This window comes from Pseudoalteromonas shioyasakiensis (assembly GCF_001550135.1).
Taxonomy (GTDB): Bacteria; Pseudomonadota; Gammaproteobacteria; order Enterobacterales; family Alteromonadaceae; genus Pseudoalteromonas; species Pseudoalteromonas shioyasakiensis.
Map to the genome: position 1 here is coordinate 568,018 of NZ_LRUE01000015.1, position 26,497 is coordinate 594,514.

26 protein-coding genes are annotated in these 26,497 nt (G+C 40.9%); 20 read left to right on the forward strand and 6 right to left on the reverse strand.

What is annotated here, in order from left to right; translation table 11 throughout:
* Positions 1–4: 4 nt before the first annotated feature.
* Complete coding sequence (locus PASHI_RS11800) at positions 5–970, reverse strand: AraC family transcriptional regulator (RefSeq protein ID WP_062565751.1); 966 nt, start codon at positions 968–970, stop codon at positions 5–7.
* Positions 971–1,067: 97 nt separating this feature from the next.
* Between PASHI_RS11800 and PASHI_RS11805 the strand changes: the two genes are divergently transcribed.
* The 12 genes from PASHI_RS11805 (at position 1,068) to PASHI_RS11855 (ending at position 12,111) form a co-directional block, all read left to right on the forward strand.
* Positions 1,068–1,388 carry an Mpo1-like protein gene (locus tag PASHI_RS11805; RefSeq protein WP_054562470.1) on the forward strand — a complete coding sequence of 107 codons (321 nt, stop codon included), beginning with the start codon at positions 1,068–1,070 and terminating at the stop codon, positions 1,386–1,388.
* A 9-nt stretch (positions 1,389–1,397) separates the two neighbouring features.
* On the forward strand, positions 1,398–2,147 hold the full coding sequence (locus tag PASHI_RS11810) for a class II aldolase/adducin family protein (protein ID WP_062565752.1): 750 nt from the start codon (positions 1,398–1,400) through the stop codon (positions 2,145–2,147).
* 9 nt (positions 2,148–2,156) lie between these two features.
* Positions 2,157–2,777, forward strand: coding sequence for a bile acid:sodium symporter family protein (locus PASHI_RS11815; RefSeq protein ID WP_208855493.1), 621 nt, complete (start codon positions 2,157–2,159; stop codon positions 2,775–2,777).
* A 71-nt stretch (positions 2,778–2,848) separates the two neighbouring features.
* Complete coding sequence (locus PASHI_RS22165) at positions 2,849–3,043, forward strand: hypothetical protein (protein ID WP_208855494.1); 195 nt, start codon at positions 2,849–2,851, stop codon at positions 3,041–3,043.
* Positions 3,044–3,299: 256 nt separating this feature from the next.
* Positions 3,300–4,205 carry a sensor domain-containing diguanylate cyclase gene (locus PASHI_RS11820; protein WP_062565753.1) on the forward strand — a complete coding sequence of 302 codons (906 nt, stop codon included), beginning with the start codon at positions 3,300–3,302 and terminating at the stop codon, positions 4,203–4,205.
* A gap of 122 nt (positions 4,206–4,327) precedes the next feature.
* The gene (locus PASHI_RS11825) at positions 4,328–5,281 is read left to right on the forward strand and encodes an SPFH domain-containing protein (RefSeq protein WP_054562473.1); all 954 of its coding nucleotides are present in this window, start codon (positions 4,328–4,330) and stop codon (positions 5,279–5,281) included.
* A gap of 8 nt (positions 5,282–5,289) precedes the next feature.
* Complete coding sequence (locus PASHI_RS11830; protein ID WP_062565754.1) at positions 5,290–5,742, forward strand: NfeD family protein; 453 nt, start codon at positions 5,290–5,292, stop codon at positions 5,740–5,742.
* 103 nt (positions 5,743–5,845) lie between these two features.
* Entirely contained in the window at positions 5,846–6,682 is an 837-nt protein-coding gene (locus PASHI_RS11835; RefSeq protein WP_062565755.1) for a patatin-like phospholipase family protein, read from the forward strand.
* An 88-nt stretch (positions 6,683–6,770) separates the two neighbouring features.
* Positions 6,771–8,969: a hypothetical protein gene (locus tag PASHI_RS11840; RefSeq protein WP_062565756.1), complete on the forward strand. Its 2,199-nt coding sequence runs from the start codon at positions 6,771–6,773 to the stop codon at positions 8,967–8,969.
* A 200-nt stretch (positions 8,970–9,169) separates the two neighbouring features.
* Positions 9,170–10,795, forward strand: coding sequence for a methyl-accepting chemotaxis protein (locus PASHI_RS11845; protein WP_062565757.1), 1,626 nt, complete (start codon positions 9,170–9,172; stop codon positions 10,793–10,795).
* A gap of 36 nt (positions 10,796–10,831) precedes the next feature.
* A complete protein-coding gene (locus tag PASHI_RS11850; protein ID WP_062565758.1) occupies positions 10,832–11,638 on the forward strand; it encodes a substrate-binding periplasmic protein in 807 nt (268 codons plus the stop codon).
* Positions 11,639–11,640: 2 nt separating this feature from the next.
* Positions 11,641–12,111: a DM13 domain-containing protein gene (locus PASHI_RS11855; protein WP_062565759.1), complete on the forward strand. Its 471-nt coding sequence runs from the start codon at positions 11,641–11,643 to the stop codon at positions 12,109–12,111.
* A 100-nt stretch (positions 12,112–12,211) separates the two neighbouring features.
* On the opposite strand, the gene ahpF is transcribed toward PASHI_RS11855, so the two are convergent.
* From ahpF to PASHI_RS11875, 4 genes are all read right to left on the reverse strand, one after another.
* Complete coding sequence (gene ahpF, locus PASHI_RS11860; protein ID WP_062565760.1) at positions 12,212–13,792, reverse strand: alkyl hydroperoxide reductase subunit F; 1,581 nt, start codon at positions 13,790–13,792, stop codon at positions 12,212–12,214.
* Between the two features lie 155 nt (positions 13,793–13,947).
* Positions 13,948–14,517 carry an alkyl hydroperoxide reductase subunit C gene (gene ahpC / locus PASHI_RS11865; protein WP_054553958.1) on the reverse strand — a complete coding sequence of 190 codons (570 nt, stop codon included), beginning with the start codon at positions 14,515–14,517 and terminating at the stop codon, positions 13,948–13,950.
* A 208-nt stretch (positions 14,518–14,725) separates the two neighbouring features.
* A complete protein-coding gene (locus PASHI_RS11870; RefSeq protein WP_054562481.1) occupies positions 14,726–15,229 on the reverse strand; it encodes a 2,4'-dihydroxyacetophenone dioxygenase family protein in 504 nt (167 codons plus the stop codon).
* A 47-nt stretch (positions 15,230–15,276) separates the two neighbouring features.
* Positions 15,277–16,278: an NAD-dependent epimerase/dehydratase family protein gene (locus tag PASHI_RS11875; protein ID WP_062565761.1), complete on the reverse strand. Its 1,002-nt coding sequence runs from the start codon at positions 16,276–16,278 to the stop codon at positions 15,277–15,279.
* Positions 16,279–16,426: 148 nt separating this feature from the next.
* Between PASHI_RS11875 and PASHI_RS11880 the strand changes: the two genes are divergently transcribed.
* The 8 genes from PASHI_RS11880 (at position 16,427) to PASHI_RS11915 (ending at position 24,344) form a co-directional block, all read left to right on the forward strand.
* A complete protein-coding gene (locus PASHI_RS11880; RefSeq protein WP_062565762.1) occupies positions 16,427–17,446 on the forward strand; it encodes an AraC family transcriptional regulator in 1,020 nt (339 codons plus the stop codon).
* Positions 17,447–17,543: 97 nt separating this feature from the next.
* Complete coding sequence (locus PASHI_RS11885) at positions 17,544–18,224, forward strand: SDR family NAD(P)-dependent oxidoreductase (RefSeq protein WP_082710917.1); 681 nt, start codon at positions 17,544–17,546, stop codon at positions 18,222–18,224.
* A 9-nt stretch (positions 18,225–18,233) separates the two neighbouring features.
* Positions 18,234–19,769 (forward strand): AMP-binding protein, encoded by a 1,536-nt coding sequence (locus tag PASHI_RS11890; RefSeq protein WP_062565764.1) that lies wholly within the window; start codon positions 18,234–18,236, stop codon positions 19,767–19,769.
* Positions 19,770–19,867: 98 nt separating this feature from the next.
* Positions 19,868–20,287, forward strand: a complete 420-nt coding sequence (locus PASHI_RS11895; protein ID WP_062565938.1) for a DUF3429 domain-containing protein — start codon at positions 19,868–19,870, stop codon at positions 20,285–20,287.
* 54 nt (positions 20,288–20,341) lie between these two features.
* Positions 20,342–20,713, forward strand: a complete 372-nt coding sequence (locus tag PASHI_RS11900; RefSeq protein ID WP_062565765.1) for a hypothetical protein — start codon at positions 20,342–20,344, stop codon at positions 20,711–20,713.
* Between the two features lie 4 nt (positions 20,714–20,717).
* Positions 20,718–21,518 carry a class I SAM-dependent methyltransferase gene (locus PASHI_RS11905; protein ID WP_062565766.1) on the forward strand — a complete coding sequence of 267 codons (801 nt, stop codon included), beginning with the start codon at positions 20,718–20,720 and terminating at the stop codon, positions 21,516–21,518.
* Positions 21,519–21,520: 2 nt separating this feature from the next.
* Entirely contained in the window at positions 21,521–22,507 is a 987-nt protein-coding gene (locus PASHI_RS11910; protein WP_062565767.1) for a Gfo/Idh/MocA family protein, read from the forward strand.
* Between the two features lie 160 nt (positions 22,508–22,667).
* Positions 22,668–24,344 (forward strand): methyl-accepting chemotaxis protein, encoded by a 1,677-nt coding sequence (locus PASHI_RS11915; protein ID WP_062565768.1) that lies wholly within the window; start codon positions 22,668–22,670, stop codon positions 24,342–24,344.
* Positions 24,345–24,376: 32 nt separating this feature from the next.
* On the opposite strand, the gene PASHI_RS11920 is transcribed toward PASHI_RS11915, so the two are convergent.
* Positions 24,377–26,389: a TonB-dependent receptor gene (locus tag PASHI_RS11920; RefSeq protein WP_062565939.1), complete on the reverse strand. Its 2,013-nt coding sequence runs from the start codon at positions 26,387–26,389 to the stop codon at positions 24,377–24,379.
* Between the last annotated feature and the right edge of the window lie 108 nt (positions 26,390–26,497).

Genomic DNA, 26,497 nt, shown 5'->3' on the forward strand with positions numbered 1-26,497 from the left:
CTTATTATGACCCTGCTATTATTGCCATTTTTTGCTTGTAGGTTTTTGGCGACATGCCATACCAGCGATGAAATGCATGATGGAATGCGCTAATTTCAGAGTAGCCACATAGAAAGGCTATTTCTGTGACTGAGAGATCTGTTTCGTTTAACAATGACACACTTTTTTGCTGTCTTAATCTTGCTAATTCGTTACTAAAATTTGTACCCTCTTTTGCAAGACGGCGCTGCAGTGTTTTTTCACTCATATTAAGTGCTTTTGCCATTGCTTTACTGGTAATTTGGCCTTGAATTAAATGCTCTTCAAGTAAAATTCTAAGTACCTGTGTCACATTCGTTTGTGTCACCAGTTTCATCTGGCTTGATAACACAGGTTCACTATCGGTATTTTCGCTAAAAAACAGGCTATGGGTCGTTGCGCCGTATTCAATTTTGCAATTAAAGTGCGTATTAATCTCACTGTGTGGCTCTTTACGTTGCAAGCAAATTCGCGTTGGGTGCCAATCTTTTCCCTTTACAGTGCGTGCTATTTTTACACAAAACGCCATGGGCGCTTCGTAGCTTAGCAGTGACATATCACGTTCACCATCACTAAAGTTAAAGCGAAGCTCATACTCACTACCGTGATCGATCAAAGATACATTATGGGTATCGCCCATTAATTTTTGATAACGCAATATCAGCCGAAAAGCACTCAATAACTGAGTTGACTGAATAATCGCCATGCCTACCACCGGAATAGCGCGTACATTCATGTTACTGCCAACATAAAGACCTAAATGGGTGTTTGGTAACATGGCTTGCGCCTGCTTCCAAAGCATACTGACACTGGCTTGTGGGTATCGGGCTGTTTGGCTACTTAATTCTGCCAAAGGAATATTTGCCGCTGCAAACAATTCATTAATTGGTAAACCCTGCCACTTAAACGACTCAGCCATAGCACGAAGCCACCAGCTTGATAAGGTTCTCATGCACGTCCTAAATAAACAATTTAATGACCTATATTATCAAGTAAATAAAAGAATAAAAGCCTATTGTTAACCTGTAATTAACAACGGAGACAACAATATGGGCACTGTAGCAAGTAAACGCGAGTTCGCGAGCTTTAAAGAGTTTTACCCCTATTACTTACAAGAACACAAAAATAAAGTCTGTCGACGCTTACATTTCATTGGCAGTTGGATTGTTTTGGCTATTTTGTTTGCCGCTATTTATCAGCAGCAATATAGCTGGCTAATTTTATGCCCAGTTGTGGGCTATGGCTTTGCTTGGGTTGGTCATTTCTTTTTTGAAAAAAATCGCCCCGCTACTTTTACACACCCTTTTTATAGCTTTATTGGTGATTGGGTCATGTTTAAAGACATTATTATTCGCAAAGTACCATTTTAGGAAAACACCATGACCATGAAACACACAGTATCAGAGCAAGAATGGCAAGCCCGTGTTGAGCTCGCTGCCGCGTATCGCCTAGTTGCTATATATGGCTGGGATGATTTAATTTTTACCCATATTTCAATGCGTGTTCCCGGCACAGATAACGAATTTTTGATAAACCCGTATGGCATGATGTTTCACGAAATTACCGCATCAAGTCTTATCAAAGTAGATCAACAATGTAATAAGCTGCATGACAGTGAATACCCAGTTAATCCTGCGGGGTTTAATATTCATAGCTGTATTCATATGGCGCGTGATGATGCCCATTGCGTTATTCACACCCACTCACTCAATGGCACGGCAGTGTCTGCTAACAAAGACGGCTTATTGCCTATCTCTCAGCAAGCTGTTGTTGTGCACTCAGGTTTGGGTTATCACGACTACGAGGGCATTGCCCTTAACCCTGCTGAGCAAGACCGTTTAGTGAATGACCTAGGTTCTAATAACTTTCTAATGCTACGTAATCATGGCCTATTAACAGTAGGTAAAACGGTCGCTGATGCATTTTTGTTTATGTATGTTTTTGAAGCTGCATGCGCTGTACAAACTCGTACTTCACAAAATACCGAGCAACTCGTACAAGTACCTAGCGCGATTATTGAGGGTATCAAAGGGCAAACTGAAGTTGCTACTAAGGGACTGGGTGGCGCAATTGCTTGGCCTGCCTTACTGCGCTTACTCGACAATAAAAGTCCGGGTTACGATCAATAAGGATATACCATGCAAATTGATATCATGACTAAAATAGTGCTGCCTTTAGCACTATTTATCATCATGTTTGGCATGGGGTTAGGGCTTAAAAAGCAAGACTTTGGGGCATTATTTATTAGCCCCAAAGCACTTTCATTAGGCTTAAGCTGCCAACTACTGTTATTGCCAAGCGTTGCGTTTTTATTAGCAATGAGTTTTACCCTAACCCCAGAGCTCGCTATAGGTCTGATTTTAGTAGCTTGCTGCCCTGGCGGTGTGACCTCAAACCTTTATACCTATTTATTCAAAGGGGATGTTGCGCTGTCAATAAGTCTAACAACGCTAGCCACATTTATCTCACCCTTTACCTTGCCACTGATTATGCATTTTGCCATGCAAACATTGAGTGTGCCGGGCCACGAATTCGCTTTGCCAGTGATTAAAACCATAGTGCAAATGCTGATGATAACGGTGCTTCCTGTTTGCTTAGGAATGGTATTTAATCACTTTAAACCCCATTTGAGCTTGAAAATAGAACCCTTTATACGTCGTTTTTCGAGTGTGTTCTTAATTGTGATAGTGCTTAGCATTATTCATAAAAATGCTGACCAAATGCTGAGTTTTTTGCGACCAGTGGCATTGCAACGCTGACATTAAACCTCAGCACGCTGTTACTAGGGCTGTTTTTTGCAAAAATATCGGGCTTAGATCACAAGCAACAAATGAGCATTGCGGTTGAAGTTGGGCTACAAAATGGCACTCTTGCCATTTTAATTGCGAGTACCTTAATCAATAATGCCGCCATGGCAATTCCTGGAGCAACCTATAGCTTATCAATGTTTGTAACGGGTTATATTTTTTGTCGCTTATTTAGCGCGCATCATACAAAACACCTTGCCATTCTCAACAAAGCATAAAAGCCAAAGTGATGACTAAAAACAAGGAAGTTTTTAATCACACAGTAATAAAAAATAGTTAAAATTTGAGATAACCAAACGAGTCTAAAACACACCTAATAACAAAGTTCATCACCCATTCCAACTATTAATTTTTTATTTATTTTTCAAAACTATACATAAATCATTAGTTATAATTTTTGCTCTGTGGTCAGTCTTGTTTAATAATATATTTTCGTTCACTATCAATTTATGGCTTGTTATATAGGGACATATTGTGGCCGAACTTAATAACTCTAAATTGCCCGTTCATGTTGCTGAATTAAAGTTTGCACTTGATAACGTACCCGCATACGTTTACATAAAAAATGAGCTCGGGCATTACGTTTATGCTAATAAGCTTACCTTGAGTTTATTTGCTTGCTCTGAGCAAGAATTACAACATAGAAGTGATGTGGACTTTTTCCCAATTCCTGACGTAAAAAAGCTAGCCAAAATAGACAAGCGGGTGCTCAGCGGTGAGCGTACCCGTGAAGAAGTTGAGCTTACCTTTCCCGACGGACACCAATATATTTTCTGGGAAGTGAAAACCCCTATTATTTGCGACACAGAGCCTAACAAAGTCATCGGCATTTTAGGTATTGCAACAGACATTACCGAACGAAAACACCTTGAAGAACAACTCCTCTACGCTGCCTCCACCGACCCGCTAACTGAACTTTTAAACCGCCGCTATTTTTATATTCGCTTATCGCTTGCGTTACAAATGAGCAAGCGCGACCAAAACTATGGTGCAGTAATATTTATCGACCTCAATAAGTTTAAAAAGTTAAACGACCAATATGGCCACAATACCGGCGATGCTTACCTTGTTGAAATTGCTAATCGAATGAAAACGGTTGTGCGCGAAAAAGACTGTTTAGCTCGCATTGGTGGCGATGAGTTTGTTGTATTACTTGAAGGGCTTGGTCGTGATGAGCAAACAGCCAAACAAAATGCCTATCGCGTTGCCGATAAACTGCAAACAGCCATCGAAGTTGAGTTTATTCACCAAGATCTTAACTATAAGGGCTCAGCCAGTGTCGGCGTCACCATGTTTTTAGGTACACAAAAAACAGCCGATGAAATCGTCGCACAAGCTGATCAGCACATGTATTTGATAAAACATGCACTTAAGTATTAATACAAATCCTAAATAATTGGACGGTTTTTAAGCTGGTTGCAATTACAAATCATTGGCGCAGGTTGCTTTGTGGTGGTAATCTGAGCAGTGAAAAATAATATTAATTGTATTAAGGAAAGTACATGGACCCCGTTTCTAGCATTTTAGACCTGTTGTTAAATGTAGAAGTCTTTCTTCTAATTTTTGTTTTAGTACTACTAAAAAGTAGCGTTAAATTTGTGCCGCAAAATCGTGCCTGGTTAATCGAGCGTTTTGGTAAGTACCATTCGACCAAAGAAGCCGGCTTAAACTTTATTGTGCCATTTATCGACCGTATTGCCGCTGACCGCAGCTTAAAAGAACAAGCGCAAGATGTGCCTTCGCAGTCTGCTATCACTAAAGATAACATCTCGCTTATCGTCGATGGTGTGCTGTATTTCCGCGTGCTTGACCCGTATAAAGCCACGTATGGTGTTGATGACTATGTATTTGCGGTTACTCAGCTATCGCAAACAACGATGCGTTCTGAACTTGGTAAAATGGAACTAGATAAAACCTTTGAAGAGCGCGACATGTTAAACACCAACATAGTTACCGCGATTAACCAAGCATCTGAGCCTTGGGGTATTCAGGTTTTACGTTACGAAATTAAAGATATTGTGCCACCTAATTCTGTAATGGAAGCCATGGAAGCACAAATGAAAGCTGAGCGTGTAAAACGTGCGCAAATTTTAGAGTCTGAAGGTGACCGTCAGTCTGCCATCAACGTGGCAGAAGGTAAAAAGCAAGCCCAAGTCCTTGCTGCCGAAGCTGAAAAAGCCGAGCAAATTTTACGCGCTGAAGGTGAAGCGAAAGCGATTATCGCCGTTGCTGAAGCACAAGCAGATGCACTACGTAAAGTAGGTGAAGCCGCTGACACCGAACAAGGCCAAAAAGCAATTCAACTCGACCTTGCCACAAAAGCCATTGCTGCTAAAGAAGCCATTGCTCGTGAATCATCTGTGGTATTACTTCCTGAGAGTGGTACTGACGCAAGCTCGCTTGTAGCTCAAGGTATGTCTATTATTAACTCTTTGAATAAAAAGCAACAAAGTTAGGTGAGCTAATGGCATTTTTAGATACCCATTTAGCCGAAGCACTGATGATTATAGGTGTTATCGCGCTAATTGTTGAAGTTGCTGTACTGGGTATGAGTACCTATGTATTACTGTTTTTAGGCTTATCTTTATTTGCCAGTGGCTTACTAATGAATATAGGTCTACTTGATACGAGTTACACTACCGCGCTTTGGAGCAATATCGTGTTTACTCTTGGTTTTGCACTCGTGCTTTGGAAACCTCTCAAACGCATGCAGGATAAAACCGATACTAAGCCGATACATAGCGATTTTGCTGAGCTTACCTTTGTCGTTAATGCCGATGTTGATGATAAAGGGTTAACCACACATCAGTATTCGGGTATTACATGGCAATTAAAAAGTCAGTCTCCCATTGCTGCTGGTAGCACAGTAAAAGTAACCGACAAACAAGTTGGCGTACTTTGGGTAGAGGCGCTATAACTCAGCAATAGTTAAACCTCATTTAGAGCCAAAACTCTATTTAGTTTTGTAACCGTGTTTGCTATGGTTAGAAGCACTCACGGTTACAAGCAAGGTTGCAAAAATGAACAATAATAAGGCACTCGTTGTAGAAGGTGGCGCAATGCGTGGTATTTTTGCCACTGGCGTACTAGATGCTTTTATTCAAGCCAATTACCAACCTTTTAATCAATGCTATGGTGTTTCTGCCGGAGCCACTAACATTGCTGCCTATTTGTGCGCCCAATACAAACGTAACCATGCAGTGATCACCGATTACTCTTGCCGGCCAGAGTTCATCGATTTTGTTCGTTTTATCAAAGGTGGTCACCTGTTTGATTTAGACTGGCTGTGGCAAGAAACCATCCGTGATATTCGTCTAGATCTCGACACCTTCGAAAAACAAGCTAGTGAATTTTATATTGTCACAACCAACATACAAACTGGACAGGCAGAGTACTTAAAAGCAAATGCAACTCATCTTGAACAGCAATTAAAAGCCTCTTGTGCGCTGCCGATTGCTTATCGAGAATTTCCTGTTATCGACAATTTGCAACTTACTGATGGTGGCGTGGCAGATTCTATTCCAATCCGTAAAGCATACGAGATGGGCAATAAGGAAATCACCGTTATTTTATCTCAGCCTCTTGGCTATAAGAAAAAGCCTTCAAAAGCGCCTTGGTTCGTCAAACGTCTTTATAAAAACACCCCTGCATTAGCAGAAGCCACCTTAAGACGCGCAGAAAATTACAATCAAAGCATTGATTTTATTACCAACCCACCAAGCGATTGTAAAATTAATATTATTGCACCGCCACCCAACTTTGCAGTTGGTCGAACAACAAAATCATTTGAAAAACTCAGTGCGGGCTATGAAATGGGCTTAAATGCGGGCTCAAATTTTTTAACTCAAGTTGCCTAAGCTAACGCTTTAAAAATAGGAACAATTTTTAAGCGTTTTCGATGTCATTGGCTATACTTTTAAGAGTTATGTTAGCCAAGGATTGACCATGAAACTCCCCCTACCTTTTATTATTGCCTGCAGGCTTTTAATACTCTCTTTTCTATGTTTGTTTTCATTTTTTAGCCAAGCCATTGAGTGGCCTCAACAAGTGCAAACGTCACAAGGCACACTCATTGTTTACCAGCCACAACCCGAGAAACTAAACGGTAATACTTTAACAGCCCGTGCAGCGATGTCATTTTCGGTTTCAGGCAATGACGCTGTGTTTGGCGTATTTTGGTTTAGAGCTAAACTAGATACTGATCGCGAAAACGATACCGTCACCGTTCGCAATATCACTGTCACCGATGTACGCTGGCCTGAATCAAAAGATGCAGAAGAACAAAAATTTACTGCTGTCGTTAATGAAGCAATAAAAGCCAGTCAATTCGAAACCTCGCTTTCGCAACTCACCGCCAGCCTTGAAAGTGCAGAAGCAGCAGAACAAAGTTTAACGCAATTAAAAACCGACCCTCCAACGATTATTTTCAAAGAGCAACTGTCGGTATTACTGAGTTTTGATGGTGAACCTAAGTTTAGTAAAATTGAAAACAGCCAATATGAGCGTGCTTTAAACACCGCTATGACAGTGATTAAAGATAGCAAAAGCAAACTTTGTTATCTCACCGATGGGCAATTTTGGTATCAGGCAAAACAAGCCAAAGGGCCTTATGACTATACTCAGTCGCCACCGGCTGAACTTGTAAAAATGCTTCCTAATGATACCGAAAGCTCAGATCTAAGTGCACCACCAGCCATTGTTGTAGCAACTAAACCCACCGAACTTATTGCAACTGATGGCGCAGCTAAATGGAAAAGCTTAACTGGTGGCGAGCTCATGTATGTGTTTAACACTGAAACCCCGTGGCTACGTGAAATGCAAACGAATAACATGTATGTCTTGTTATCTGGGCGCTGGTATCGTGCAAAACAACAAACAGGCCCATGGACATTTGTACGCGGCGATGAACTACCAGAAAGCTTTGCCAATATTCCACCTGAATCAGATTTAGGGGGCCTCAGAGTTTCAGTTGCCGGTACTGAAGAAGCTGAAGAAGCTGTATTAGATGCAAAAGTGCCGCAAACAGCGGCTATCAGCCGTAAAGATACCAGTTTAACTGTGTACTATGATGGCAAACCTAAGTTTGAACGGATCCCGGGCACGCAAGTTTCTTATGCGATTAATACGGATGCACAAGTGCTGCAAATTAAAGGCAAATATTATGCAGTCGATAATGCGGTGTGGTTTAAGGCAGATTCCGCACAAGGGCCTTGGCTTGTTGCTGATAGCATTCCAAAAGATGACATCGCAAAAATTCCTCCAAGTTCCCCCGTATACAACGTCACTTACGTCGAGATATACGAATCAACTCCTGAGGTGGTGTATGTTGGTTATTACCCAGGTTACATGTGGTCATACCCTTATTATGGCGTGCCAGTGTATGGTACAGGTTGGTATTACCCACCATACTGGGGCGGTGGCTACTACTACCCTCGCCCACCGACTTGGGGTTTTAATATTGGCTATAACAACTGGACAGGTTGGTCGTTTGGCTTAAGTTGGAGCAATGGTTTTTTAAATTTAGGGATGAATTGGAATGTTGGATGGCCAACCCATTATCGACCTTATCATTGCTGTAATGGCTGGTATGGCGGTGGTTACCGCGGCCCAGTTATTATTAATAATGGCAATATCAATATTGGTAACAAAATTAATGTCGGTCATAAACCGGGCCACCATAATAAGCAACCAAGGCATAATATTTATAAACGCGATCAGAGTAAGTCTCGTCTCGCTTCAAAGCAGCAAGTGAAACGCGATTTAAAAACAGCCATCAGCCAACGCGATAAAGCAAACAACGTGTTTGCGGATCAAAAAGGTAACGTGCTCAAGCGTGATGCCGATAAATGGCAACAACGTGTTGAGGGTAAATGGCAAACATTACCTACCGATAAACAGCAACAAATCAAAGATCGGGCACAAAATATTGACCGCCAACAAGTGCAAAATAAATTGCAAAGCATAGATAAAAGTAAAGCGAAGCAAACATTGCAGCAACGCCAGCACACTCAAAATAGGCAACAAAATCGTATGCAGCAATTAAATAGGGCAAATAGAGCACGTCAGCAAGGTATGCAGCGCCAACAAATGCGCCGTAATACACAAAGACAAATGCCTCGGCAAATGCCTAATCGCGGTCATTAATGTACAAATAGGAACAAAACAAAGCCAGTGTAAATACTGGCTTTGTTATCTTAACCAGAGCCAACGCACCTCTGTGGCTACCTTTAAGTCGTTATAGATATTTATCTCAAGAAAAAGCCTGCAAAACAATTGCAAAAACTTGCTTAAAACTATTTCTCTATTAGTTTTAATACTAAGTCCTTACAAAAATTTGCACGCTCATGTTAAATAACTACACCGTTCGTACGCGATTAGCCGTCTTGGCTTTGTTACCGGTTACAGTTTTTGTGATCACCTCTATTTTTACAATGTCTATTATGTCGGGCATGGTAAAAGGCATCGACAGTTTGTATGACGATAGAGTCATCCCCCTTGAGCAGATAAAAACAGTATCGGACAATTACGCAGTTAGCATTGTTGATCTATTCCATAAATACCGCGCTGATCAAATTTCAAAAACTGACTTTCTATCCGCCGTTGAAAATGCAAAAAATGTTGCTGATAGCAAATGGAAAAGCTACTTAGGAACCAAGCTAACCACAGAAGAGCAGCGCTTAGTTAATATCGTGGAAAAGAATCTCGCTGTAGTAGAAAGCGAACTAAGCACATTTTTAAACCAAGTAAAAAGTGACCAACTTAAAGCAGTACCTAACGAGGTATTCGTAAAAAATCTTTACGATGTGTTTGACCCACTCAGTGAAAGCTATCAAGGGCTAATAAGCTTACAAATCAATGAGGCTAACAAGTTTAAAAACGCCGCAGATAAAGATTTTGCTCAAGTCAGTATCGCTATGACTGCCTCTATCACTATATTAATAATTTTATTATTGGCTATTGCCTTTATTATATACCGCTCTATCCATAACCCATTGTTATCGTTAAGTGAAACGATAGGTTCTATCTCTGAAAATGCCGACTTACGTCTGCGCGCAAAAACCCATGGTAATGACGAAATAGCCCAAGCAGCACATCATTTTAATGCCATGATGGAGCGCATTCATGCATTAGTAAATGATGTAACGAGCGCCACTCTCACCCTTTCATCTGCTGCTGAGCAAATGAACTCAATTAGCGACCAAGTTGCAAGCACAGCCACAGAGCAAGAGCATCAATCAGCAATGATTGCCACCGCCATTACACAAATGAGTAGTGCCATTGAACAAGTGGCCGCAAATGCATTATCAACATCAGAAAAAGCCACTCACACTGATAAAACAGCCAAGCTGGGTCAGCAGTCTGTGCAAGAAAATATCGATGCAATAAACCGTTTATCACACATCGTTAATGCGAATACAAAACTAATCAATGAGTTAAATACACAATCAACCGATATCAATCAAGTGGTGATGATGATCCAAGGTGTTGCAGAACAAACCAATTTACTCGCTTTAAATGCAGCTATTGAAGCGGCACGCGCTGGTGAGTCGGGTCGCGGTTTCGCAGTAGTAGCCGATGAAGTAAGGCAGCTTGCACACAACACGCAAAAAGCCACAGCCAGTATTAACGAAATGATCAGTAAACTACAAACAATGGCGCAGCAAGCAGTGACCGCCATGGGTAATGCTGACGAAAGTGCTAAACAAAGTGTTGAATACGCAGAGCGCTCATCACAATTACTGACTGAAATTACTCAAGAAATGGCACTTATCGCCGATATGAACAACCAAGTATCCACCGCAACGGATGAGCAAACCACTGTTGCTAACGAACTAAGTTGTAATATTAATGAATTTAGTAGTAGCATTTCACTGGTTAGCGAAAGCTCGCAGCAAAATGCTCAAGCCAGCCAAGAATTGGCCTCACTGGCTTCGCGTCTACAACAACAGGTGCATGTTTTCAAAGTATAGTCGTATAAACGTGCGCTCAAAAAAGGACTTAAATTAATGAACAGAGCAATACTGATATTTCTAATGACATTTGCTCTGTCGAGTCTACAAGTATTAGCTCATGAACAAATTGTTATTCAGCTTGCTAAACCTAGTTATAACGATGCGGCGAAAAATCAATATATTCACGATATTCTCGACAAAAGTTTTGCCGCAATGGGGGCGGATGTTGTACTGCTTTACAATATTAAGCCTATGAATAATAAACGTGTTGTAGAGCAGCTAAGCCATAATAAAACAATTACCTTAGCATGGCTTTCTTTACCCCAGCAGCAAACTGATTCATTAGTCAGAACGACTATTCCTCTCTACAAGGGCTTACACGGCCAACGTTTGCTTATTATCCGCCATGAAGATCAAGAAAAGTTTAGCAAAATCGAAACCCTTGCTGATTTAACTCCCTTGGTTGGCCTACAAAAACAGAGCTGGTCTGATTATAGCGTACTGAAAAACAATGGTTTAACAGTCAATGGCGAGCTTGATTACCCAGGCATGATCAAAGCCCTTGAAACTGGACTCGGTGATTACTTTCCACGCTCAGTACTAGCTATTGGTAGCGAACTAAATAAACTAAAGCAGTTCAATTTTGTTATTGCACCAAACATTATGTTGCAATACCCCAGTGACTATTACTTTTACTTAAGTAAAAGTAATAGTCACATTAGAGATATGCTAGAACAAGGTATGCAAAAACTGCAGCAATCAGGTGAACTTGAGAAGCTCTATTTGCAATACTTTGGAGATGTTGAAAAACAATTTTCTTTAAAGCAACGTCACATCATAACGCTAAAAAATAAGGAGTAAGCATGCTAAAAGCGCTGATAATCATCATTATGACATTGGCGATTTTTGCTGCGGGTTTTATAGCTGGAGTGTACAGTTTACCTATTTTAACTGAACAACCAGCACCCGATATTGCTATTTTGAAGCAGCATCAAGGTCGATCGCAGTTTAGTGCAACGTTTAAGCCCGGCCTCAAAGGCTCAGATCGCTTTCATTATGGTGATGGCATGGTGTATCTAACGAATGATGCTATTTCTATGCAAGGCACGTTATCACCAGGTCCCGACTATCAACTTTATCTATCACGAAATTTCATTGATAACGAAGACGATTTTTTAGCACAAAAAGGCACCATGCAGCGTATTGCGGGGGTACGTTCGTTCAATGGCTTTAAATTAGTTGTACCACAAGGTATCGATGTCAGTGATTACAATACAGTAGTTATTTGGTGTGAAAGTTTTGAGGAGTTTATTACTGCAGCACAGTACCAATAGCTGTATTAATAAAAACAAAGCCGCCTTTGGAGAGGGCGGCTTTAAAGCGGCAGCTATGGGTGTGAGCTGCCTAATCAAGAGTCATTGTTTATGCAACTAATTAGGCTGCATCTTCTGTGCTTTGAGTTTCATCGCTGTGGCGAATTAAGTAATCAAATGCACCTAAGCTTGCCGTTGCACCACTGCCCATAGCAATAATGATTTGCTTAAACGGCGTTGTTGTTGCATCACCTGCCGCGTAAACACCCGGTAATGATGTTGCACCTTTGCTATCAATTTCGATTTCGCCAAAGCGAGTCAGTGATAACGCTGAATCTTTTAACCATTCAGTGTTTGGCACCAAGCCGATTTGCACAAAGATACCTGCAAGCTCAAGTGATTTTTCATCGCCAGAGATGCGGTCAATATAGCTTAAGCCTGTTACTCGTTTACCATCACCAACAACTTCTGTCGTTTGCGCGTTTTTGATAATAGTAATGTTGTTTAAGCTATTTGCTTTACGAATAAGTACTTCGTCAGCACGTAAGGTATCAGCAAATTCAAGCACAGTGACATGCTCAACAATGTTTGCAAGGTCGATTGCAGCTTCAATACCAGAGTTACCACCGCCGATAACAGCTACAGCTTTGCCTTTAAATAACGGACCATCACAGTGAGGACAATAAGCAACGCCATGACCGCGATACTCTTTCTCACCTGGCACGTTCATTTCACGCCAGCGTGCACCGGTTGCTAACACCACTGACTTAGCATTTAAGACCGCGCCATTTTCTAGCGTAATTTGATAATTATCTTGCTTAGTAAGCGATGCCGCACGTTGGTTTTGCATTACATCAACATCGTATTCTTTTACGTGCTCTTCAAGTTGTGCAACCAATTTAGGGCCTTCGGTCGCTTTAACTGATATAAAGTTTTCAATTGCTAATGTGTCTGATACCTGACCACCAAAACGCTCTGCAATCACACCCGTATTTAAGCCTTTACGTGCTGAATAAATTGCCGCAGAAGCGCCTGCAGGGCCACCACCAACAACAAGTACATCGAATAACTCTTTATCGTTCAGTGCTTCGGCTTGTCGTGCAGCCGCTTTGGTATCTACTTTATTTAAGATATCAGTCAGGTTTACAGCGCCTTGGCTGAATAACTCACCATTTAAGTACACAGCCGGTACTGCTAACACATTACGCTCGTTCACTTCGTCTTGGAACAAGGCGCCATCAATCATCGTAGCCGTAACATTTTCATTGTGTGCCGCCATCAGGTTAAGTGCTTGCACTACTTGCGGACATGTTTGACAACTCAATGAAATATACACTTCAAAGTTAAGCGGCCCAGGCAATGATTTAATTTGTTCAATTTCAGTCTCTGATGCCTTACTTGGATGACCGCCTGTATGCAGTAGAGCAAGGATCAAACTGGTGAATTCGTGGCCCATAGGCACACCCGCAAATGTGATTTGCGTATTGTTAATAGGTGAAGATACCACCACAGATGGACGACGCACATCTTGGCTAGGGTTATCTCGCACCGAAAATTTGTCGCTTAACGAAGCTAAATCGTTTGCTAAGTTTTTAAGTTCTGTTGATTTATTGCTGTCATCCAAGGCGATAAGCAGCTCAACAGGGCTGGTAATAGAAGCAAAGTGGCTTGTTAATTGGTTTTTGATATTCGTATCTAACATGGCTTAGCCCTTGAGTTCAGAATAAATAATCTAGAAAAATTTTAGGGATAACTGCCCATCACCCGCTAATGTGCTTAATGTGAGTTGTGATGGGCAATTAAGGTTGCATTGAGATAGCAAAGCAAAGCTTTGCTATCGTTTAATGCTGTGGCAAATTAGATTTTGCCAACTAGGTCTAGTGAAGGAGCAAGTGTCTCTTCACCTGGCTGCCATGATGCAGGACATACTTCACCGTCGTGGTTAGCAATGTACTGTGCAGCTTGTACTTTACGTACTAACTCTTTCGCGCTACGGCCGATGCCTAAGTCGTGAGTTTCGATTACTTTGATTTCGCCTTCAGGGTTCATTACGAATGTACCGCGAAGAGCAAGACCTTCGTCTTCAATCATCACACCGAAGTTACGTGTAATACGACCTGTAGGGTCACCAATCATTGGGAATTTGATTTTACCAATTGTGTCAGACGTATCGTGCCATGCTTTGTGAGTGAAGTGCGTGTCAGTTGATACTGAGTAAACTTCAACACCCATTTCTTGAAGTTGCTCGTAGTAATCAGCAACATCACCTAGCTCTGTAGGACATACGAAAGTGAAATCTGCTGGGTAGAAGAAGAAGATTGACCACTTACCTAGCACGTCTTTTTCTGTTAGTTCTACAAAGTCACCGTTGTGGTAAGCTGTTGCATTGAATGGTTGTAGTTTTGTGTTAATTAATGAAGTGCTCATAATATTCCTCATTGATGTATTTAAAAAAGTTTAATTAACGCAGCCTTGCGTCTGCTTGATTAATACAATAGAGGTGTGAGCGATTAAAATAAAATTGATTGTTTAGATTAAATTGATTTGTTTTTTAGATTGAAAGATTAAAAATACCAAAAACTATAAAGCCCTCAATCACTTATGTAATCAAGGGCTTTCACTTCAGGGAATAAAATTACTTACTAAAACCATATAAACTCTTTGGTTTAATGTAGTTAGGCTCAATTCCTTGCTCTTTTGCGGCTGCTAACATCACTTGCTCAATCCAACCTGCATCCATAATGTTCATATAGTTACCATCTGGGTCAAAGTTAATGTTAGATCCCATAACCACCATAAAGGTATCGGTCACTTCAGTGTTGTCTGCTGGTACTTGAAATTGATGAATAGAACCGCCTGGCTCAAACAAATAGCTACCAGCCACTTGTAAATCGTCAGGGTATTCTGTGTAGTGCCAGCTGCCTGCTAGGGTATATAAATGTACAACCCCAGTATGAAAGTGCTTTGGCAAAACCGTACCCGGCTCAAATAAAACACGTAATACCCATACCCCATTTTCAGAATCCAGCATGAGTGGATAAATGTGCACGCCTGGTAAAGCGTTTTTAATTAGCTTTTCATCATTTGTATGAATAGTCAGTAAGAAATCTTGATGATTAATAATATCTGGTAATGCCATGTGTGTGCCCTCTTTTCACTTGCTTTCAATAAGTTAACTAGTTGCCTTTAATTTGCCGTGGCGGTATTTGTGCGTGGTTCTTCTTTACACAGCCCTTGTTCATACGCCCACTGCAATGCATGTTGCATACCTTGCTGTAATGTAAATTCTGGTTTATAACCAAAAATGTTTTGCGCCTTTTCATTACTGTACGCTGCACTTTTACGACTTAGCATGCGCATGGTCGACGGATTGATATCTGTGGTTTTACCAACTAGGTGATAACACCACTCAATGAACCCTGTTAGCTTTAACGCTAAAGCCAAATTCACTACTGTGACGTGATTTTTCCCTTGTGCCTGTGCCAAGTAATTAAAATAAACTTGATTAGTCACTTGCTCAGGGCCTGATAGATTAAAAATTTCACCGCTTGCATCGTCGCTCATGGCACTTTGGTAAATGCCTTTGACTAAATCATCAATATAAACAGGCCCAAACATGCCCTCTGGTACCATGAACTTGCCTTTGGCGATTTCTTGTAATGGGTAAGCTATCCACGGTCTTGAGCCGGGCCCATAGACATCGCCAGGTCGAATTATTGTGACATTTAGTTTTTTACTGGCGTGATAGCTTAGTGATAAATGCTCGCTCATCATTTTCGAATCGTTATAGGCTCTGCCATCAGGGAACAAAGGCGCATCTTCTTTAATATCAGTTTGCCAATCACTACCATAGATGGCCGTCGACGAAATATGAATAAAGCGCTTTACTGTGTTTGCAGCCACCGCTGCATCGAGTAAGTTTTTCGTCCAACCCACATTCGCCTGCCATGTTTGTTTATAGCTAAACGCATTTGAAACAATTGCCGCTGTATGAATAACTAAATCGCAGTCATTCATTAATGAGCGCCAACTCGCTGGCTCATTCAAATTACCAGCAACAATGTTAAATTCTTCACAAGGGGTTAAATCAACACCGCATACAGCAATACCCTGCGCTTTAAAGTAGCGGGCGAGTGAGCGGCCAATAAAGCCATTACCACCACTAATAAAAACTTTTGAGTAGTTCATTGTGTGTTCCTCTAAGCACGTTACAGCCTTAATTGCTGTTAATAGGCCACCTGGTTAATACATTGTTAAACTTTAATGACCTGTATTACTTTACTTTTCACGCAATTTTTTTTACTTTTTACGCCAGCGCACTAGAAAAGAGCACATTATGCCCCGTTTAACACAAGCTCCTGATCTTATTAGAGTATCTGCTCTACACGGCTATATTGAACTGATCGAAAGTAAATTGGTGAACCCTGACGCACTATTATCGCGCGTTGGTTTAGACAGAAAACAACTACAAGATGCCAATAACTTTGTGCAGTATCAGCAACTCATTCAGCTATTAGAACTCACCGCGAAAGAATTAAACCTGCCCTATTTCGGGCTAGAATTAGGCCGTTGGCAAAGCTTGAATATTTTAGGGTCTGTTGGCTATTTGATGGGCAATTGCGACACCCTTGAAATGGCGCTAAAAAATTTAACTAAGTACTATCATGTTCATCAAAATAGCGCTGACTTACTCCTTGAAGTAGACCAAGACTATGTAAAGCTATCATTTTTAGTTCGCACTAGCCTAAAGGTAAGTGTTTATCATGGTGCCGACTTAGCCTTAAGTGTTGGGGTCAATTTATTAAAGCAGTTAACCGATGATCAAATAAAACTGTCTCGTTTGGAGCTTCCCCATAGCTGTGATGACAACCAAAGTGTTTATCGCCAAGCGCTAGGGCAAATTCCAATATTTAACTGTGCACACACGGCAGTGGTATTTGAAAGAAAATACCTAAAGCTCCCTATTAAGAACTCAGATAAGCAACTGTTTTCTATACTTAGCCAACAGCTTGGACAGCCAGCAGACACAAAACGCGAAAACATTGCAGATCATGTTGAAGTGCTGATCAAACAATACTTACTCCACGAAGAATTTGGCGTAAACCTAATAGCCGAAAAGCTATCAATGAGTGCTCGTAGCTTGCAGCGTCACTTAACAAAGCATGACACAACCTTTCGTGAATTAGTTGATGATGTACGCTGTAATCTAGCACACCAATATTTAACAGAATCTAGCCTCAGTTTATCGAACATCTCAGATATCTTAAGCTTTTCTAATTACAGCGAGTTTACTCGCGCTTTTAAGCGCTGGTATGGCATTCCACCAAAAGATTATCGTAAGTCACACTCGAGCTAATGGCGCAAAAAGTTAAAAACGAGTCGTTTAAAGCTAAGTTTTCTGTTAACAATTTATATATATTGACTAGCTAGTTTCGCTAATTAGTGGTCGTGCAATGTTAAGAAGAGTGTTTATTACCGGTGCCAACAGTGGCATTGGGTTCGAATTGGCAAAGCAATATATTAGCCGTGGTGACGATGTCGCGTTATTTGACGTACATTTCAACGAACAAACAAAACAATCGTTAAGTGAGCTTGCTGATGATTACCAATACATTGAGTATTTTGCTACGCATATCTGCGATAATGAAGCGCTGCAAACTCAAGTAAATAATGCAATCGCAGCGATAGGCAAACCAGATTTAGCCATTTTTAGCTGCAGTACCAATGAGCAACTAAGTAAAGAAAATAGTATTGCTTGTCAGCACTTTGCAACACTAATAACGCCACACTTAAGCATGAACGGCCACCTAGCAATTACATCCCCCCTTATTGATGCAACTAAATTTACGCCAGAGCCAAACGCTTTGATTTTAGCCAAAAAGCTACGCAAGAAATTTAAGCCAAATAACATAAAAATCAGCTTAATTTGCGAAAGCGAAAAACATATGGCTGTGGCAAACCCTATCGATACCGCAAAGCATATTCTGCGAGGCTTAGATAAACAAAAATTAATGGTGATCCTAGGCTTACAATCTAAACTAACCTATATCATGAGTCGTTACTTACCGAATTGGATAATGGGTTCTGTGATGGATCGCCTCATTAAACAACAATTAATAAGAACAACACGCTAAGGAATCCCCATGAACACACATGATAACCTAACGCAATTAATAGAGTATACTTGTCAAACTTATGCCGACCTTCCTGCCTATAACAGTGCAGGTAAAACACTCAGCTATGCCCAAGTTGAACAACAGTCTCGCTATTTGGCACAGTGGTTTCAACAACAAAGTGGTCTTGTTGCTGGAGACAGAATAGCCATTCAATTACCGAATATTGTTGATTACCCTATCGTTACCTATGCAGCATTTCGTGCAGGTTTAATCGTAGTCAATACCAACCCGCTTTATACTGCCCGTGAAATGCTACATCAGTTTAATGATGCAGATGTTAAAGCCATTGTTATTCTTGATGCTCTTGCCGATAAATTAGCAACGGTTATCAATGATACGTCAATCAAAACCGTTATTGTTGCAGCCGCGGTTGCTGAGCCGACATTGCAAGAGGGTCAATTTTCGTTAAACGAACTCATTCGCCAAGGTGAAAGACTCGCCCCTCTTAATACTCATCAAGCCAGTCGTGATGATATTGCTGTTTTACAATACACCGGCGGTACCACTGGAGTTGCCAAAGCTGCGATGCTTAGTCATGGCAACATCTTAGCCAATGCCGAGCAAATGAATGAGCGCTTTGACGACATTTTAAAGCCAGGTCAAGAAACCGGTATTTGCCCGCTTCCGCTTTATCATATTTACGCCTTTACAGTGAATATGGTTGGCCTATTTGCCATGGGGCAATTTAACGTACTGATCCCAAATCCTCGTGATTTAGATGCGTTAGTTAAGCAAATCGAACCATTTGAGATTAATTACTTTTCAGGGATTAACACCTTATTTATTGGCTTGTGTATGCACCCAGGGTTTAGGGCACTGAATTTTTCAAACCTAAAAATGACCGTTTCAGGGGGCGCAGCTTTAACACATGCTGCAGCTGATGCGTGGATGAATACCACAGGATGTACAATCACAGAAGGCTACGGCTTATCAGAAACCTCGCCTGTTGCAACCTTAAACGACTTTAAAAAAGAAGAAATTGGCAGCATTGGCCGCCCACTCTCAAACACTACTGTGGAAATTTGGGATGAAAACGACGAGCCTGTTGCTGACGGTGAGTCTGGCGAAATTGTTGTTAAAGGCCCGCAGGTGATGATGGGTTATTGGCAGCGCCAAGATGAAACCGACAAATGTATGAAGCGAGGTTTTTTCAAAACCGGTGATGTGGGTCTAAAACTACCAAGTGGTAATTACAAAATTGTAGACCGTTTAAAAGACATGATTATTGTTTCTGGCTTTAACGTGTACCCTAACGAAGTTGAAAACGTACTTTGTCAGCACCCAGCTATCTGTGAAGCAGCCGTTATTGGTGCAAAAGATGAAAAAACCGGTGAGCGTGTCTGTGCCTACATTACTTTAAAAGAGCAGATTGATGAGCAACAGGTGAGTGACTATTGCCGCGAAAACTTAAGTGCTTACAAAGTGCCTAAATCAATCATTTTTATGGAACAATTGCCTAAATCGACGGTTGGCAAAATTCTACGTCGAGAATTACGCCAATAATAAAGCGATCGTTTTAGCCGCCTAACTGGTATAAAATAGTTATTAAATAAAGCATACCGTTAGGTATGCTTTTTAATTTAAGCGGTTTAAAGGTCATTATGGAAAAGTTTATTAATCACATTCAACTTGGTTACTTAGGTTTACTACCATTTTTAGGCTGCGTAGGTTGGCCACTTATTGCTGGAAGTAATGCCGTCAATTTAGACTTTTTCACTTTTTATAGCATCGCTATTTTAGCCTTTATGGCTGGCAATTTATGGCATGCAGGTCAGCAAACGCATGCTGATGCTATTAAAGCAATTATTCCTATCTTACCGATTGGCTTTTTAAGCTTTTTACCAGCAACTTGGACTCTAGTCTGGCTCGCAGCAAGTTTTTGGTTAGTGCTGTTATTTGAAAAAAGCTCACCGCAGTGGCAAACCTATCACGTTGATTATCAAAAAATGCGTTTTGTTTTAACGTCTGTGGTGTTTGTATGCCACATATTTGTAATTGGCATGAATATCTATCCTGAGTAGCCCTTTTCTTGCGTTTGCGGTAACATCCGCGGCTCAGTTTTTTAAGGACTTGCTATGATAGATCAACTGCGCGCTAAACTAGACCACCTTGGCGAAAATTACGTAGAAAAAAACGCTCACTTTAAAATAAAAGTGATCCCGTTTTTTTGTGCGATTCACATTAAAAAAGATCATAAAAACCAAGGCAATTTAAAGCTATATTCAAATCAGTTGATTGAAATATTTTTAGCTACCATGTTCTTGTTATTCGGCTTAATGCTTTTTGACACAGACGCGGGTTTTACCCATGGTCCTATTCATATCGTTATTGCCGTATTGATTAGTTTTAACTTAATCTTTAAGCAAATAGCCATTGAAGGGCTTAAAACTCGCTTAGCCCTTTGCCCTGAAATCGCACAAGAAACAGCGCCAGCACAAGGCAAATAACAACATGTTTTTAGACCCTAGTTGGCGCATATTAACGGTTGGCGATGGTGATTTATCATTTTCACACTCTATTGCGCGTTATATAAAACCGGCCAAGCTTGTTGCTTCAACTTATGATGATGCAAACACCATAGAACAAAAATATGCCGACAATGCACTTAGCGCCTTGCGACTACTTAACATTGAAACACTCACCGAGTTTGATGTAACAAAGCCAGACTCGTGGCAGCGCTTAGATGGCGCTTGTTTTGATGTGGTTATTTTTCAATTTCCACTTATACCCGCGTTTAAAGGTGAAGCTGCATTTAAAGCAAATACCCAACAAGGTGGTATGAATGTTTTAAACCGTGCTTTGTTGCATCGCTACCTAGACTACGCAAGCCAGTTCGCATTAGATAAAAACGGCCCAATGCTCTGCTACATCACCTCTAAGGATGTAAAACCTTACCGCGAATGGAATATTGAAGGCAGCTTAAATCAAGGGCTAAACTGCCATTATCTAGGGCAAATGCCATTCGATATTAATTTATTCCCAGGCTATAAAATTCGCAATGTAGACCGCGATAAACACGTTAAAGACACCAGTGGCATTACCTATGTATTTAGCAAAAAAGCTGACAATAGCATTACTGTAAAGCTGACTTTACCCGCTTATTTAGGTGATAAACACTGTGCATTATGCCGCGTAGGCCCTTATATGGCTCAAGAAGATGAAGACAAACATTTGTTAAGCAAAAAACATAAACAAATGGAAAAGTTTGAACAGGATTGGCAAGCATGGCTTGCACAAAACAGCGAGGAGTAACCATGAACTTTGTGATTGTAGGTACCAATTTTATAAGCGATACACTACTGAGTGCAGCTAAACAAATTGAACAATTCTCCTTATATGGTGTGTGCTCTCGAGAGCAGCAAACAGGCGAGGCTTTCCTTGCAAAGCACGATGCTCAAAAGGCTAAGGTGTTTACCAATATTGAGCAAGTATGCGAAGACCCATTAGTCGATGCCGTCTACATTGCTGCGCCAAATAGCTTACACAAAGACTATGCTGTAATGTGTTTAAAAGCCGGTAAACATGTTTTAGGTGAAAAGCCTTCGGCTGCTAATAGTAAAGAACTTGAGGCCATCATTCAGGCGGCCAAAACACATCAACGCTTATACATGGAAGCGATGATGACCACCCATTTACCAAACTTCGCACGCTTAAAAAATGCAATTGCAAAGATTGGCACACCCCGCAAATATATTGGTCAATATAGTCAGTACTCATCACGTTACGATAAATATAAAAATGGCGAGCGACCAAATACTTTCTTGCCAGAATTTGCTAACGGTGCATTAGTCGATTTAGGTATCTATCCGCTGTATATTTTACTCGCATTATGGGGCGCGCCTCAGATTGTAAAAGCCAGCGGCGTGTTACTTGAGACCGGCGTTGATGTAGCTGGCGATGTATTATTAAATTACGCAGATAAGCAAGCGGTGATCAGCTATTCGAAAATCTCGCAAGGCGATAATTTTACTGAGATACAAGGTGAAAAAGGCCGTATTCGTATAGAAGCAGTCTCTTTATTAAAGCGTATGCAATACATAGGTAACGATGGCACGGTTGAAGAACTCTCTGAGCCATTTGATGAACACTTTATGCGCCATGAAGTAAGCCACTTTATTCAAGCAGCGAATGCCGGACAAATTGAGTCTTCAGTTAATACTCATACGCTGTCAAAACAAGTTATGGCGGTGCTTGATGAAGCGCGAAGCCAACTTGGCGTTGTGTACCCCGCCGACCAATAAATTTAATATTCAAGGGCAGTTGACACTGCCCTTGTCATTTTAAGCCTCTTTATTACAAGCTTAAATGATGACCTCTAATTAACTTACTCGTAATTTTTATTGAAATTAGATTTTTGTACTATGGTTAATAATATTTACTTTCAATGAGAAGGGTAATATTTTGACTATTCGCTTTTTACTCAGAGCTGTTTTCACAGCAACCATTGCCCTTGCAGCAGGCCTACTCCTCATTATTCTATTTTTGCAATCAGGCCAAGACGAAAGTATGGAGTCGGCCCAACAGCGTTATGAACTAAGTCATCTTGCTAAGTTTTCATCTTCAAACTCGATTCACCTTACAGAACTTGCTCGTCAACATGTTGTAACCTTAGATCCTCGCTATGAAGCTGAATACCACCAGCTTGTTGATCAAATTCAAGGAAAAGCTGCTTGGCTAAATGGTGAAAAGAAAAGTTATGAACAGCGTTTGAGAGCGTTTAATGTGGCTGCTGATGATTTAGCCCTCTTGCAAAAATCTAACGACTTATCACTTAAATTAGTTGAAACAGAAGAAAAAGCATTTAGCTTGGTCAGTGATTTGCTTGGCCGAGATACCAATAACTTAACCCCTAGCGAGCATAAAAGGTGGGTGCAAGCTATCGAGCTTTTAACCAACGATGCTTACATGGCAGAAGTTGAGAAAATTCAGCAACCTGTGCAAGCGTTTTTAAGCTCTATTGAGAAAAAAAGTGCGGCTGAAGTCAAAGGAAATCACGACCGTGTGGTTACCTTGAGTTTAATTAGCACAGTTTTAGTCCTGACTATTATTGCTACCTTGATATTGTGTTACTGGCAATTAGAGAAAAAGGTAATTAAAGCAACCCATGCCTTGATTGCTGAAGCCAAGCGTATCTCTGAAGGGGATCTATCTCGTTATATTGACCACAAAGCCGATGACGAAATAGGCCAGCTTGCGAGCAGCTTTAATATTATGGTTGATAAGCTATCTCAGCTTCTTAAAGAGATACATGATCAATCAGAGCAAGCGCAAGTGGCAGCAAAAAGCCTAGATGAAATTTCACAGCAAGCTAAAACGCTAAATGATATTCAAAGCCAAGCGATTGAGGTGATTTCAAGCTCAGTCTATGAAAACTCAACGGCCGTTAAAGAAGTGTCTCAAAACTGTGCAGAAGCGGCAAGCAGTGCCACCGCAGCTAATCAGAAAACCCAAGAAGGTCTACAGGTTGTACAACAAGGAGTTAGCTCTGTTGAATCAGTGGCCGATACACTCACCAAATCACTAACAGACCTTAACCAACTCGAGTCCTCTGTGAATGAAGTCACGGTTATTTTAAGTGTTATCAGTAATATAGCCGAACAAACTAATTTATTGGCACTTAATGCCGCAATCGAAGCTGCGAGAGCAGGTGAACAAGGCCGAGGTTTTGCCGTTGTTGCTGATGAGGTAAGAACTTTGGCTAGTCGCACACAAAGCTCTACTCTTGAGATCCAAGATAAAATTGACTCATTACAATCTGCAACCAATGCTGTGACGCAGAGGATACGCTCTAGCGATAATCAAATTAAAGAAGCGGTGATAAACTCAGAAAAAGTGGGCCATATGCTCGATGAAATTAGCATACAAGCAAAAGCCATTTCTGATGCCAATATGACCATAGCTTCTGCATCTGAGCAGCAATCTCAAGTAACAGAAGAAATCGCCCAGCGTTTAAACGAAGTACAAGACACCAGTCGAAAGTCGCAGCAACAAACGCAAAGCATTTCGGACTCATCGAGTAAGCTGGCTAACTTGGCGAATAACTTAAACGGGCAAATTAATCGCTTTAAATTAAGCTAGTCGCTGATCAAGCTCAGCGACTAGCGATTAGTTTAAAATCGGTAAGTAACAGATGCACCGATAGTTTGCGGGTTAACCACTGCCACATAGCCTTGTGGGTAACGACCACTGACAGGTTCTTGTGAGGTATATGCTTCTTCATCTAAGGCGTTGTTGATGAAGGCACTTATCAACCATTGTTCAGTATCATAAGTCATCGATAAACGCGTAATGGTGTAATCACCTGCAACGCGCTCTTCTGTGTTTGTTAAGTCGCCATAAAACTCATCAACATAATTGGCACTTAAATTCACTTTTAGACTATCGGTAAACCAATGCGACAGACCTAAACTCGCCGTTAACTCCGGTGCAGAGTTTAAATCATTGCCAACGGCATCAGGAAAGGCTGATGATTCATCAATTTTAGTTTTCAATAAACCGAAACCGCCATGTAACTGCCACTGATCGCCCAACATGCTGTAAGCTTCAACTTCTAAACCATAGCTATGAGCATCTTCAATATTAGTGATTTTACGTGCTGAGCTAAGCGCTTGATAACCGTTGAAGTTATTGTAAAACACATTAGCACTGATATTCATGTCACCATTATTTAAAACGCTGCGCGAACCAATTTCATAGGTATTAACGGTTTCTTCGTCGTAGTAGTAATAATCTTCAGCAGTAAAATCGAGTGCGCCACCACCCGCGTTGTAGCCACGACGTGCACTAGCAAATAATGTCGTTTCGTCACTAATATCATATTGAATCGCGAGCTTTGGTAAACGAAGTGTGTGTGAATTATCAAGTTGCTCAACGAGCATATCACCACGAAATGCCATATTGAAATTACGTAATTGTTCTTCACGCTCAATACGCAGACCCGCTGTTAATGTTAATTCGCGGCTTAGGTTAAAGCTTGTTTCACCATAGACTGCGGTCGATTTACTGCTATCGTCGCCGTAATAGTTTGTTGCTCCCACACTTTCAAAGTCTTGGTCACGATCAAAGTAAGCAAGACCAATGAAGCCTGAGTAAAAATCATTGCTTAAACCAAAGTTAAGTTTAGAATCTACAGTGATATTACTCTCATCCATTGATACGTCAGATTCTGCGCTTTCAAGTGGCTCGTATGCTTCAAAGCCCCATTTGTAATCCATGTAAGCAACTAAAACATCTAACGATAAATCATCGTTAATCTTGTAATCAACATTTACTTGCGTGGTTTCAGATTCAGTATCCATAATACGTTGATATAGCGGCTCATAATCAAATGGCTCATCCGCTAAAAAGTATTTACGACCCGAATTACCTTCTTCACTGTAAGTTGAATAAGTTAGCTGTACAGCAAGATCTTCATTTGGTGTGTAAAGTAATTTAGCGCGTGTGCTGCTGGTATTTAGCTTGTTTAATTCACGATCAGTTGGATTTGTTTCGTATACCGGTGGATTCGAAAACGTTTCGCCATCAACATACTGAGTTGATAAACGAAATGCTAATACATCTTCAACTAACGCCCCTGATACCACTGCGGCAGTATCTAGGTAGCTATCTTGGTTACGATAACCGACACGTACTGCTCCTTCAAATTCTTGAGTAGGTGCTTTTGTTGTCATGTAGACAGCCCCCGCAATACTGTTACGACCATTACTGGTTGATTGCGGCCCTCGGTAAACTTCAATTTGTTCTACATCCCACAGACCCGTATCACCGGTTAAATCGGCTACAAACGGTTGGCTAACACCATCAATCAAGGTTGAAACACGAGCCTTTGAGCCACCACTAAATGAGTTAAAACCTGTTGCACCACCATTACCAGATACGCCTCGCATATCTGGCACCGAGCCTGTTAAAACTACAACGTTCGCCATTTCTGATAGTGCTTCAGATATCGACGCAAGTTGGCCGTTTTCTAAAAGCGACTTATCAACAACCGCCACTGACGACATGGTCTCTTTAAGTGACTTCTCTGTTTTTTCACCTGTAACAACAATGGTATCCATGGATTTTCGACTGCTTTGGTCGTCAGCCCATGCTGAGCCTTGCGTAACAAGTAATGATGTAAGCATAACTTTGGTGAGTGAATTAAGTTTAAATGCAGTAGCCAATGTCCTTTCCCCGTAAGAGATTATTAGAATTAAACAAATTAAGTTTGATAAAAAAGCGCTAGGAAATTA